General features: G+C 42.9%; 10 protein-coding genes. 3 read left to right on the forward strand and 7 right to left on the reverse strand.

Features of this window, described 5'->3' with window-relative positions:
- Positions 1-31: 31 nt before the first annotated feature.
- The 6 genes from ONT19_RS07415 to rfbD all read right to left on the reverse strand — a co-directional run bounded on the left by ONT19_RS07415 (position 32) and on the right by rfbD (position 7,971).
- A complete protein-coding gene (locus ONT19_RS07415) occupies positions 32-1,561 on the reverse strand; it encodes a carbon-nitrogen hydrolase family protein (RefSeq protein WP_118155096.1) in 1,530 nt (509 codons plus the stop codon).
- Positions 1,562-1,711: 150 nt separating this feature from the next.
- Positions 1,712-3,454 carry a phosphoethanolamine transferase gene (locus ONT19_RS07420; protein WP_264952825.1) on the reverse strand — a complete coding sequence of 581 codons (1,743 nt, stop codon included), beginning with the start codon at positions 3,452-3,454 and terminating at the stop codon, positions 1,712-1,714.
- Positions 3,455-3,512: 58 nt separating this feature from the next.
- Positions 3,513-4,688 carry an outer membrane protein assembly factor gene (locus tag ONT19_RS07425; RefSeq protein ID WP_264952824.1) on the reverse strand — a complete coding sequence of 392 codons (1,176 nt, stop codon included), beginning with the start codon at positions 4,686-4,688 and terminating at the stop codon, positions 3,513-3,515.
- Positions 4,689-4,706: 18 nt separating this feature from the next.
- Complete coding sequence (locus tag ONT19_RS07430) at positions 4,707-5,660, reverse strand: PCMD domain-containing protein (RefSeq protein ID WP_437183482.1); 954 nt, start codon at positions 5,658-5,660, stop codon at positions 4,707-4,709.
- 278 nt (positions 5,661-5,938) lie between these two features.
- Positions 5,939-7,072, reverse strand: a complete 1,134-nt coding sequence (locus tag ONT19_RS07435; protein ID WP_153113051.1) for a dTDP-glucose 4,6-dehydratase — start codon at positions 7,070-7,072, stop codon at positions 5,939-5,941.
- Between the two features lie 26 nt (positions 7,073-7,098).
- Positions 7,099-7,971, reverse strand: coding sequence for a dTDP-4-dehydrorhamnose reductase (rfbD, locus tag ONT19_RS07440; protein WP_264952822.1), 873 nt, complete (start codon positions 7,969-7,971; stop codon positions 7,099-7,101).
- Positions 7,972-8,674: 703 nt separating this feature from the next.
- Here rfbD and ONT19_RS07445 point away from each other — a divergent pair.
- The 3 genes from ONT19_RS07445 (at position 8,675) to ONT19_RS07455 (ending at position 12,095) form a co-directional block, all read left to right on the forward strand.
- Positions 8,675-9,715 (forward strand): DUF6377 domain-containing protein, encoded by a 1,041-nt coding sequence (locus ONT19_RS07445; RefSeq protein ID WP_264952821.1) that lies wholly within the window; start codon positions 8,675-8,677, stop codon positions 9,713-9,715.
- 80 nt (positions 9,716-9,795) lie between these two features.
- Positions 9,796-11,256 (forward strand): IS1182 family transposase, encoded by a 1,461-nt coding sequence (locus tag ONT19_RS07450; protein WP_117729106.1) that lies wholly within the window; start codon positions 9,796-9,798, stop codon positions 11,254-11,256.
- A gap of 131 nt (positions 11,257-11,387) precedes the next feature.
- The gene (locus ONT19_RS07455; RefSeq protein WP_264953093.1) at positions 11,388-12,095 is read left to right on the forward strand and encodes a DUF6377 domain-containing protein; all 708 of its coding nucleotides are present in this window, start codon (positions 11,388-11,390) and stop codon (positions 12,093-12,095) included.
- A 91-nt stretch (positions 12,096-12,186) separates the two neighbouring features.
- On the opposite strand, the gene ONT19_RS07460 is transcribed toward ONT19_RS07455, so the two are convergent.
- A complete protein-coding gene (locus tag ONT19_RS07460; RefSeq protein WP_117587184.1) occupies positions 12,187-12,942 on the reverse strand; it encodes an SDR family oxidoreductase in 756 nt (251 codons plus the stop codon).
- Between the last annotated feature and the right edge of the window lie 15 nt (positions 12,943-12,957).

The following is a 12,957-nucleotide window of genomic DNA, read 5'->3' on the forward strand; positions in this document are numbered from 1 at the left end:
GAATGTTGAGTGTTGAATTATCCTTCCTCACTTACTTCTTCTGTTTCAATTCATACAGATCCTTGCGGCGGTCGCGAAGATTTCTTACAGCACCGTAGGTATGAAGCTCATTCAAGAGATTCAGGTCAACATCTGATACGAGAATCATCTCGGTATTAGGTGTTGCCTCTGAACGCTTGCCATCGTTAGGGAAAGCAAAGTCGCAAGGGGTGAACACGGCGCTCTGGGCATACTGGATATCCATGTTATGAACACGAGGCAAGTTGCCCACACTACCCGCAATGGCTACATAGCACTCGTTCTCGATGGCACGCGCCTGGGCACATACTCTTACTCGGGAGTAAGCATTCTGGGTATCGGTCATGAATGGAACGAAGAGAATCTGCATGCCATCCTCAGCCATTAATCTTGACAACTCAGGGAACTCCACATCATAGCAGATAACGATACCAATCTTACCGCAATCGGTATCGAAGGTCTGGATATGGCTACCACCACTCAATCCCCAGCACTTCTGCTCATCTGGTGTAACATGAATCTTCTCGTACATATCCACGCTACCATCTCTGCGGCAGAGGAAGCCCACGTTATAGAGGGAATCGTCCTTAAGATAAGGCATACTACCCGTGATGATATTGATGTTATAACTGATGGCCAACTCGCGGAAACGGTCACGGATTTCTTCGGTATACTGCGCCATCTTTCGGATGCTCTGCGCCTCACCCAAGTCGTTGAAACGAGCCATCAAAGGCGCATTGAAATACTCAGGGAAGAGGATAAAATCGCTCTTGTAATCGCTCACGGAATCAACGAAGAACTCTACCTGTTCGAAGAGGTCATCCACCGAAGCGTATGGGCGCATCTGCCACTGTACCAATCCGATTCTTACGGTTGGCTTGCGGTCTACATAAGAATCCGTAGGTGGCTGATAATAGATGTTATCCCACTGCAAGAGGGTGGCGCAGTGCTCGCTCTCCTCATCGCTAGGAAGATAGTTGCGGATTACGCGGCGCACGTGGAAATCATTGGAAAGCTGGAAGGTAAGAACCGGATCATAGATTTCACGGTTTCTTACATGCTCGATATACTCCTTAGGGCGCATCTTATCGGCATACTTGTGATAGTTTGGTATACGACCGCCAAACATGATAGCCTTCAAGTTGAGCTTCTCGCAGAGTTCCTTACGATACTCATACATACGGCGAGCCAGGCGCAAACCACGATAATCAGGGTGGATAAATACCTCGATGCCGTAAAGAATGTTTCCCTTAGGATCGTGGGTATTGAAGGTTTCATTACCCGTAACCTGAGCATAGGTATGATCACCCTTCACCATATTATAGTTAACGATGATAGAGAGCGCACAGCCCACAATCTTATCATCAACGATAATAACCACCTGTCCCTCAGGGAAGATAGTAATGAGTTTCTTAATCTGTTCTTTTGTCCAGAATACATCTGAGTCTGCGTAAATACGCCTAAATGACTTGGCAAGCTGATCATAATCCTCCATACGGAGGTTGCGCATGCCTACCTTTTCGATTTTTCGAGTTGGTTCCATAACAACTGTATTTTTATTATTATCTAAATCTGGGTGCAAAGATACAGCAAATTATAGATACGACAAAGAGTTTTCGCAAATAATTGACATTTACGAAAACTCTTTTCATGTATTTTACACAAAGAGCGCGTTTACGCTTAAAATCAGATGCTAATATTTGGCATTTTCCTGTGGAATCGCTTTATCATGATCATCCAGATAAAACAACTTCACAGGATGATACTTCTCACTTGCCACAGAATATTCATCCTGGCGATAACGGGTCAGGATGCCTCCTATCCCCAACATCGTATGAAAAGCCGAAAGACTCGTCTGTACCTGTTGGGTACGATGACCAGACAAAGTTTTCAGTATTCCCGGATATTGTTTTCCATAACCATCTGATGTCCAGATGATGAAAGGAACATGCAGCTCATAATCTGATGCCTTCGGGGCGGCGTGCAGAAAGAGGCGACGGTCATCATCAAAGATATTCTCTCCATGGTCGCTGGTATAGAGCATCGCCGATGTAGGTTGGCTATATACCCCATCCGTCTTTGCCTGAGTCTTCTCCCATTTCTGCAGACGTTCTACGATACCATGCAGGATATAATCGGTATACCGGATGGTATTATCGTATGCATTCAGCAGGTCACGCCGGTTCTCCGGCTTCGCTTCGCTCTTACTGTCTGGTTTAAAGAAAGCGAAATTACGGGGATAGCGCTCCTGGTAATTAAAGTGAGAGCCATAAGTATGAAGTACCACGAAGAGTTTCCGATAACGGTATTGCTTGGATGAAGAAGCATCTGCCGCACGCAATATCCCATCCAACTTCTGCAACAAATCACTATCATAATGATTCTCTTTTGCAGAAGCACCTTCCTTCAGGAAGTAATGTTCATCAGCCTGTTCGCCAAGGAAATCAATAAAAGAATGATTAGGCAGCTGATTGCTGATAAATACGGTATGAAATCCCGCCTCCCTGAAAGCAGCCAGGATACCTTTCTCATGAAAGAGACGTTCGAAATCCTCTGCTGATGCAGCCGACAGGAGCATAGGAACACTCTTATGCGTAGTATTACTCTGGGTTGTAGCATCGGGAAAAGCTATGATTCCAGGAGTCTTGGAAAGCAAAGGATTGGTATCGCGCGGATAGCCATAGAGACTGAAATTGTGGGCTCTCGCCGTCTCTCCCACCACCATCACATACACCTCGGGAGCCTCAGCATCGTGCTCGCTCCTGGCATCAAACCTGAAATTCCTGCTTGCCTCCCTGTAATTCTCTGAAGCCGCATTACGCTCGAAAGCAAGATAGAGATTATAGCAAACGTTAACAGGATAAAGCTGGTTGCGCAAACGATAATCATCTACAGCCACATAGCAAGCCAGCAGACAGAATAAACCGACAGCAGCTATCTCCAAAGCCCAACGACGCACTCGATGCTGGAGTTGAACCACTATCATCCCTTTCTTGCTGATATTGACAATAGCCAGAACCAGCAAAGGAAGATAAACCACAAAAACACCCACCACAGCAGGCAACAGATTACCAAGCAGTTCCTTCACCTCGCCAGGATTGGTAGTTACAAGATTCAGAAACATATCTACCGCTATCACTCCCGTCCCGAAGAGATAAAGCAATACCAGTTGGAAGGCAGCGAAAAAAACAAAAAGAAAAGCCCACCAGATCATCTTACCCGGGCATCTGGTTAACGAAAAGAACCACATGTAGAGTGCCAAAGGCAGCAACACATTGGCACCACAAGCCCAAGGAGCCAGACATTCGGTATAACACAGAGCTATATTAGGCAACAACAATGCTACCACAGCATACCCGTAAAGGAATGCGCCCGATGACACCTTATTATATATAGGCAACACCACCTTATTATATATATCCGTAAAACTGTTCATTCTACTTTTTCATTAACACTTTAAAGAGCATTATCAAACTACATAAAGAGCATTATTACTAAAACGCTTCATTGATATTGAAGAGAAAACCAGACTGCCCCGACTTACCGAATCCATAATCCAGACGTACATTCACATTCTTCTTAAATTCCCAGCGATAACCTACACCGGCATTCGGCAAAATCTGTTTAGAGCGCAATGCCGAGAATTTCGGGAAGATGGTTCCTGCTCCAACCCACACTACGATGCCATTACGCTTCCATACATGTTGGCGCAACTCAACCGTAGCTTCCAGAGAATGTTTATCGCGATAACGGCCTTCATAATAGCCACGCATGGAATGAGTACCACCCAATTCAGCCATCATTCCCCACGAAGGATTACCAAAGTTGAGGTTAGCCCCAATGTCCTCGGCAAGAACCGTTCCCTTACCCAGTCGCTGATAGGCATCAAAACGAAATGCCGTCGTACTGAAAGCATAATCATTTCCCATAAATCCAGGTCTGAACATCTGATTGATATTCAGATAGATACCACGATGCGGATTCGTAAGATTATCTCTGTTATCATATACCAGAGAAACGCCAGCTCCTACATTCCAAGTATGCTGATCCATGCCTTGCAGTAATTCCGGACGCTCAATATGTTTACCTATTACATAGTCATAACTCGCCATCGGTCCGATATAGAAATTATCTGCTACACGAAACAGGAAGCTAACTTCAGCCTGAGCCTGCCAACGCTTCATGTCACTCTTATTGGCATCGTTATCGCCCATCTCATAGCCTATACCCCAAAAATCAGAGGGAAAAGAATAGAAATAAAGGTGATAATCGATGCGATATCTTCCTTTAGGAGCAATATGGTTACCACGGACACCCAACATGTAGAAACCTACAGAACTGACATCACCATAAAGCGAGACATTAGAAGGAGGAAGAATACTGTCATTCGGATCAGTACGGTATAGTCCTGCTGCCACCAATCCCAATCCAAACTTGGTATCAGAGGCATAATGAGGGCCACCTATCACACTAAAATCGAAACGTTTATGCTTCTTGTTTTTGTTGGAATCATTAAAGTAGTCAAGAATCCGGTTCACCCATGATTTCCCGGCATGTAAAGTCGTCGTATCCACCTTCTCTGCAGATGAGATACTATCGGTTACAGAAGGCTCAGAGGCATAGCTGCCCAATGCCAACATCATAATAAGTATTGTCAGAATATGCTTCATTTTGTCGATTTTATTATTTTAATACACCAATGCTACATTATCAATCCACAAGGTATTGCCTGGAGTTCCGATATAGGCTCCACCATCGGATGAGGAGAACTGAAGAATCAGATGAGTAGGTGTTTCGTTAGCACTCGCCCATCCTACTTCTTTTACCGGCACACTCTTACCCTTGCTGTTACGGGCATAGTCAGTGGATCGCAGTCCCATAGCAGCAGCCTGATAACCTGCCATGTGGCGGATATCGCCATAATGGATTGTATAGGTAGCATCTTCCACCCATCTATCGGTACTCTTTCCGAATCTGACTACCATCGTACCCACACGTTTAGCTGTTATATTTCCCTTAGCATCTTCATGCCGTTTCTGCAGATAGAGCACAGCTATAGCATGATCTCGACCTGCAACCGTAGAGGCTCCGCTAAATCCATTCTGTTTGATACGATTGGCTGCATGAGGGAGAGATGTCTTATAATCAAAGCGCAAAGCCTTAGGACGTGCGGTGAATGGTATACCCCAGTTGATGGCTTTAGGACCATCCTTGGTACTTGTTATCGGTTCACGAACATTACCCAGAAAGAGAGAACCGGCAGCCAAGACCTTGATATTGATGAGTCCCAGCACTTTTACTTTCTCAATATGGGTTACCAGTTTGGCACAATATCCACTACCATGTTTATCACGAAACACAGAGTTATTCGTCTTATAGATGCCCGATACATGTGCCAGGACATTAGAGGAACCCCAAGGCGAACCACCCTTATTGGTATAAGGAATATTACCATTGATAGTCATATTAGGCCCAACGGCATAAACAGTTTTCTGATTTCCTCCGATAATGCCTGATTCTTTGATATTCCTGATTACCCAGTGGTCCATATTACCATATTTAAAAGGAACCACCCTTTCCTGTCCCTTAACGGGAAGGCACGACAAGGTAGCAACCGCCATGACGATGCCTGATAACATTATTTTCTTCATATCTGTTTCTTTTATATATTATTAAGGCTGCAAAGATAGAAAAATATTTTCTAGTTTTCAGTTTTCTTCGACATAAAGCATAAAAAATTAAGAAATAATAATATATTTACTGCATTTTAATTGCCATAAAACAAAAAAGTCCTGCATTTGCTGTTATAAACAAATACAGGACTCCTGATTCAATATACAAAACAGAATCTCTTGCACCGGTTACAATAGAGACATGCACCGGTTACAATAGAAACATGTTCCGATTACTCCAAAAGCTATTATCGGTTTGAATACATATTATCGTAATACTTCTGATAATCACCCGATGTTACATTATCCATCCATTCCTGGTTATCGAGATACCATTTTACGGTTTCCTCGATACCCTCCTCAAACTGGAGAGATGGCTCCCAGCCCAATTCCTTCTGCAACTTCCTAGAGTCGATGGCATAACGCATATCGTGACCCTTTCTGTCTGTTACATAAGTGATGAGATCCATATCCTCGCCTTCCTTTCTGCCGAGCAATCTATCAACAGTCTTGATTACCACCTTGATGATATCGATATTCTTCCACTCGTTGAAACCGCCGATGTTATAGGTCTCGGCAATCTTACCCTTGTGGAAAATCATATCGATGGCACGGGCATGATCTACTACATACAACCAGTCGCGCACGTTCTCACCCTTACCATATACCGGCAATGGCTTGCGATGACGGATATTGTTGATGAACAGCGGAATCAACTTCTCTGGGAACTGGTATGGACCGTAGTTATTAGAGCAGTTGGTCACGATGGTAGGCATACCGTATGTATCGTGGAAAGCACGGACGAAGTGGTCTGAGCTTGCCTTGGATGCAGAATATGGAGAGTGAGGATTGTACTTGGTTGTCTCCAGGAAGAACTCCTCGCCGTAAGCCTCGTGGTTCTTATCGCTGGATGCCTTGGTAGTGAAAGGAGCAGGAACGCCCTCAGGATGAGTCATCTGCAAAGCACCGTAAACCTCATCAGTAGAGATGTGGTAAAAGCGCTTACCCTCGTATCCTTCAGGAAGACTCTCCCAGTAAATCTTTGCCGCCTGGAGCAGAGACAGGGTTCCCATCACGTTGGTCTGAGCGAAAGTGAATGGATCCTTGATACTTCTATCTACGTGGCTCTCGGCAGCGAGATGAATGATGCCATCCACCTTGTAGTCCTGCATCAGCTTCAACATCAGGTCGAAATCGCAGATGTCGCCCTTAACGAAAGTATAGTTAGGCTTGTCCTCGATGTCCTTGAGGTTAGCCAGGTTGCCTGCGTATGTCAACTTGTCGAGGTTGATGATGTGATACTCAGGATATTTGTTCACGAAAAGTCTTACTACGTGTGAGCCGATGAAACCAGCACCGCCCGTGATAATGATATTCTTCATTTCAATTAATAATTTATAATTAATAATTATTTTGCTGCCGCCAATTCAGCGATGCACTTCTTCAAACTGTCAGTCCAGTATGGCACCTTGAATCCGAAAGTCTGCTTGAGCTTACTCTTGTCAAGTACAGAGAAGTGAGGACGCTTCACTGGGCTTGGGAACTCCTCGCTGTAGCAAGGCTGTATATCGCAAGTATTTCCGCTCAGTTCGCAGATAATCTTAGCGAAATCAAACCAAGAGCAGACACCCTCATTAGAGAAGTGGTAGATGCCCGTCTTATCCAACTGGTCAGTTTCGATGATATGTGAGATGACAGCAGCCAGGTCGCCAGCGTAAGTTGGAGTACCCACCTGGTCGAAGACCACCTTCAGGGTGTCGTGGCTTGCCGTGAGACTCTGCATGGTTTTCACGAAGTTCTTACCCCACTGCGAGTAGAGCCATGCTGTACGGATGATGATATGCTTGCATCCAGTAGCTTCAATACTCTTTTCGCCTGCAAGTTTCGTTTTACCATATACCCCCAAAGGATTCGTTTCCCAATCTTCACGGCAAGGTATATTCTTGTCGCCCTGAAAAACATAGTCAGTAGATACATGAATCAAAGTACCATCTACCTCCTTCATAGCCTGTGCCAAATTTCCCGCAGCAGTATTGTTGAGCAGATTAGCCAGATCGTAATCTGTTTCAGCCTTATCTACGTTGGTATAAGCAGCGCAGTTAACAATTACCTGAATATCATTCTCCCTCACCTTTTCTCTGATAGCGTCAAGATTGGTGATATCCAGTTTTTCATAGCCTTCAGCCACATCGGTGAAGACAAACTTGTGATTGTTTTTTTGGGCACAGATTTGCATTTCATGTCCCAATTGACCATTAGCGCCTGTTACTAATATATTCATTGTTTTAATATTTTATTCAATATAATATTTTAAAGTCTACTTACCATTTCCCTCTACACATGAAGAAAACTGATTTTTTCTTTCGAAATCTATTTCCTACTACTATATATAAATCCATTCATCTATATATAAATATGTGGCAAAGGTAAAAAAATAATTTGAGTTGACCAAAGAAAAGAGAAGAAACTAACATATATTAAACAAAGACCGCCACACTTTTTCACAAAAGCATGGCGGTTTTCCCTAAAACATAATAGATAAGCTTTGCCTTTAAGGGCAAACTTGAATCATCAAGTAGCCTAGTCTATTACCAATCCTTTTTTCCCTAATATAAACTAAACCTGTTTTCCTATTTAAATCAACATACTAAATCAACAAAAGGAATTTTCTTTATCATTAAATACTTTTAGAAGACTTGAAGTGGTAATTAAACCATTAAAACTACTGTTTTCTGATTTCGTTTGCAAAGTTATATTATTTTTTTCAAAGTTGTATACCTAAGTAGCATTTTGGTAAAAAATCAGCCTACTAAAGAACTAGATAACTTCTTAAGAATCAGAGGCTTTAATCTATTAACTATTTTTATCTAAAGTAAATGGTATTATATGAAAGGAAATTTGTATCTTTGCACCACAAAACGGACAAAAGGACGAAAATAATATTTAAAAGACTATTTTGTTATAATTATAAAGAAGCATTAAAGATGAAACTACTTATATATTTACTTCTTTTGCTTACTATGCCATTGGCTGCTCAAGGCAAAACGGACGAGAAGACTTTATTGGATCGTATTGACAAGATGATTGAAAACGACCAATATTATCAGGGAATCAAGGAAAAGGAATTGAAACATCTGAAGCGGCAAGCTTATGAAGCTGAAGACAACCAAACCCGACTACTGTTTCTTGACAGCATATATCATGCCTATAGCGCTTACCGCTACGATTCAGCATACGCATATATGAAACAGGGGCTTGAATTGGCAGAAAAATGTCATAACACCTATTATATTTTACGCAACCAGATAAACCAGGCATCCATACTCTCGGTAAGGGGGTTTTATGACAAAGCAGAAAACTTACTCCAATCGCTCAATCCCGACGAGATGCCATACCAGTTGAAGCTATACTATTACTTCACCTTCACCTGGCTCTATAATTATTGGGCATCATACGCAAAGAACTCTGATTACGCCGAAGAATTCCATGCCCAGAAGAAGCATTATTTGACCCTCCTGATACAGAGTTTTAACGAAAACAGTAAGAAATCTGCCTACTATCAGTATCTCATGGGCGAATACGCCTATTTCAACAACCCTACCAGCAAGGAATCGCTCAACCATTATCAGAAGGCACTGAAGATGTCGCCAGCCAAATCCCGTATCCATGCCATGTCAGCTTATGGTATAGCCAGATATTACAAAAAAAACGGCAAATTCGACCTTTACGAGGAATTTCTCGTAGAGGCATCCGTGAGCGATGGATTGTGCCAACTCAAAGAAACTGTTGCGCTTCAAAAGCTAGCCTACTACCTCTTTAAAAAGGATGCGAGCAACAGCAAGAGAGCTGCCAAATACATCCAGCACACGATGGAAGATGCCCAGTTCTTCAACAACCAATTGCGCATGATGCAGATTTCCAATATCCTTCCAGTCATCGCTTCAGCCAACCAGCAGGCTGCCGAGCGCTCTCGTACCCGCTTTGAGGGCACTGAAAAAGTCCCTTCATGGGTTATGGTAGTTTAACATTCTGCTTTTAAAATAGCCTCCCTAAAAGTTGCATATGTGCAATATTTTTTGTATCTTTGTAGGAAAATACAAGGATTATGCTAGAGCAACAACAGACCATATCATTCAGTGATTATTCAAGTTTGTATGACTTGATTATACCAAAAGACAACCTGCTCCGCCAGATTAATGACCTGGTGGACTTTAGTTTCGTATACCAGGAATTGCAGGATAAGTATTGTCATGACAATGGGCGTACGGCAGAGAGTCCTATCCGTATGTTCAAGTATCTCCTGTTGAAGGTGATTTATAACATATCTGATGTTGATGTTGTTGAACGTGCTCGCTATGATATGTCATTTAAGTACTTCTTAGGATTAACTCCTGAGGAGACTAAGTTGATAAATCCTAGTTCCTTGACCAAATTCCGCCGACTTCGCCTGAAGGATATGGAGTTGTTGGATCTGCTCATCAAAAAGACAGTTTCTATTGCTATAGAAGTAGGTGTCCTAAAGTCTAAAACCGTCATTGTTGATGCTACCCATACATATTCTCGTTCTAACCCTATTAGTGCAGCAAAGAGTTTGGAGTACTATTGCAAGACCGTAATCAAAGTCATAAATTCTATAGATGATAGTATGGTATTGCCAGAGCTTCCTGAAGAGAAGAAGTATTCTTCTATCATGAAAGCTGCCAAGGCGATTGTTGCTACAGTAGAAGCTGACGCTGCAACTGCCAATATGCCTGCAGTCAAGGAGCGTCTCAATATGCTGAAAGAAACCATTGAGGATGCAGAGATACGCAGTATAACCTCTAAAGATGAAGATGCTCGCATTGGGCATAAGACAGCAAATTCTTCATTCTTTGGTTATAAGACGCATATGGCTATGAGTGATGAAAGAATTATCACCGCAGCTACCGTCACTTCTGGCGAAAAGTGCGATGGACAGCAGTTGCCAGCACTCATAGAAAAGACTGAATCTGCAGGAATGGAGATTGATGCTATTGTTGCAGATACTGCATATTCTAGTAAATCAAACATAGAACTCACAAAATCCAAAGATATAAAATTGGCAGCTCCATTGAATCCTTTAGTAGAAAAAGGAAATCGCCAAAATACGCTCAATTTTGAATATAACAAAGATGCAGATATGTATGTTTGTCCTGCAGGACATATGGCTGTAAGGAAGGCTAGGGAATTCCGTACAAATGATAAAGCTCATAAGAACGATAGATTCCGTTATTTCTTCGATATCGACAAATGTAAAGTCTGTCCTCTGCGTAATGGCTGCTATAGACCTGGAGCAAAATCTAAGTGCTTTAACGTAACAATAAAGACTGAAGCTCAGAAAGAATTACTTGAATATCAGAAGACACCTGAGTTTGCTCAACTTCAGAGGAAACGATACAAGATAGAGGCCAAGAACTCGGAACTTAAGAATACCCTTGGATATGATAGAGCACTGTCATATGGTTTGTCGTGCATGGAAATGCAGGGCGCATTGACTATTTTCGCTGCAAATGTCAAAAGAATCCTCAAATTAATGCATAAAGCATAAGAGAGAGGATATCCTCATGAATATGCCCTCATATAACCCTCTGTAAGTCGTTATAAAGGTATCTAAGCCATTGTGTCAGGCAGAATAGACTTAAAATCTGTCCGTCTGAAAACTGCTCAGAAGTACAGTAACTGGCTGCTTTTTTATTTGTTTTTCCAAAAACAGGCACCTTTTTCAGTGCCCTCCGCTTTCTTTGGGGGCTCATTGGTGTAAGCATGGCGCTGGTCATCATTCTCATCCTCTCATTCGTCAATAACCGACAGAAGAACAGGCTGAAGAAAAACAAGGCTGAGATTGAAGAACAGAACGAGAAGCAGAAAGAGATGAATGCACAGCTCACCGAACTGAACCAGCAGCTGATAGAGACCAATATCAAGCGAGAGACCTACATGCGCCTCTTTATGGACATCAGTGCGGCTTATATCAGCAAGTTATCAGATTACCGCAAACTGGTAAGCCGTAAGATCAAGGCAAACCAGACCGCCGATTTGCTGAAGAGTCTCAACACCAATAAATTGGAAGAAGAGGAATCACAGATGTTCTACAACCGGTTCGATAAGGCATTCATGGAATTGTATCCGGGTTTCGTTACTGAGTTGAACAAGCTCCTGCTGCCAGAATGTCAAATGGAAGTTCCTACTACGCACGACCTGACTACTGAGATTCGCATCTTTGCCCTGATGCGACTGGGTGTAACCGACAGCCAGGAGATTGCCACCCTGCTGCATTACTCCACCCAGACCATCTATAACTACAAGTCTGGAATGCGAGCAAAAGCGATTAATCGAGATACATTCGAATCAGATATCAATCAGCTTTGCCACATCATTAATAGTTAATAATTAATAGTTTATAGCATAAACCGCTTTGACAATCTTGCTCAACGGCGCAGCCTCTATAAACTATAAACTATTAACTGTAAACTATTAACTAGCTTCTGTGTATCACGGTTCCGTTAGCCTGATGTGTAGCAAGAACCAGCACCTCAGCTATTTGCACGTGTTCTGGGGCACTTGCAGCATAGAAGGCAACATCTGCCACGTCATCGCCGTTAAGAGGCTCTATGCCGCGGTAAACGTTGTCTGCGCGGTTCTGGTCACCATGGAAACGGATGTTAGAGAAGTTGGTTTCAACCAAACCCGGTTTCACATTGGTAACACGCACTTTCGTATGTGCCACATCAATGCGCAAGCCGTCTGTAATAGCCTTTACAGCCGCTTTGGTAGCACAATATACATTACCTCCCGCATAAGCAGCATCACCCGCCACACTACCTATATTGATTACATGACCATGATTACGCTCCACCATACCAGGTACTATCAGGCGAGTCATGGTTAAGAGTCCCTTAATATTGGTATCAATCATCTGGTCCCAATCCTCAAAATCGCCCTCATATTCAGGTTCCAGTCCACGTGCGAGTCCCGCATTATTGATAAGCACATCCACATTGCGCCACTCCTCAGGGATGTAATCCACCGCTTTCTTGGCAGCTTCACGGTTACGCACATCGAAAGCCAAGGCAAGCACCTCAACGCCCTCAGCCTCGAGTTCTTTCTTCAGGATTTCCAACTTTCCCGTGTTTCTACCTGTAAGAATCAGGTTATAGCCGCCACGGGCAAAACGACGTGCACAACCTTCGCCAATACCGCTTGTTGCGCCTGTAATAAGAGCAATTTTATTCATATTCTTTGATACTTT

The sequence above is a fragment of the Segatella copri genome (genome assembly GCF_026015625.1).
Taxonomy (GTDB): Bacteria; Bacteroidota; Bacteroidia; order Bacteroidales; family Bacteroidaceae; genus Prevotella; species Prevotella copri_H.

Bases quoted from the DNA above. Each gene is read 5' to 3' on its own strand.
- ONT19_RS07435 (WP_153113051.1), bottom strand. From the start codon at position 7,072: ATGAAGAATATCATTATCACGGGCGGTGCTGGTTTCATCGGCTCACAC.
- ONT19_RS07460 (WP_117587184.1), bottom strand. From the start codon at position 12,942: ATGAATAAAATTGCTCTTATTACAGGCGCAACAAGCGGTATTGGCGAA.
- ONT19_RS07445 (WP_264952821.1), top strand. From the start codon at position 8,675: ATGAAACTACTTATATATTTACTTCTTTTGCTTACTATGCCATTGGCT.
- rfbD (WP_264952822.1), bottom strand. From the start codon at position 7,971: ATGAATATATTAGTAACAGGCGCTAATGGTCAATTGGGACATGAAATG.
- ONT19_RS07415 (WP_118155096.1), bottom strand. From the start codon at position 1,561: ATGGAACCAACTCGAAAAATCGAAAAGGTAGGCATGCGCAACCTCCGT.
- ONT19_RS07450 (WP_117729106.1), top strand. From the start codon at position 9,796: ATGCTAGAGCAACAACAGACCATATCATTCAGTGATTATTCAAGTTTG.
- ONT19_RS07420 (WP_264952825.1), bottom strand. From the start codon at position 3,454: ATGAACAGTTTTACGGATATATATAATAAGGTGGTGTTGCCTATATAT.
- ONT19_RS07425 (WP_264952824.1), bottom strand. From the start codon at position 4,688: ATGAAGCATATTCTGACAATACTTATTATGATGTTGGCATTGGGCAGC.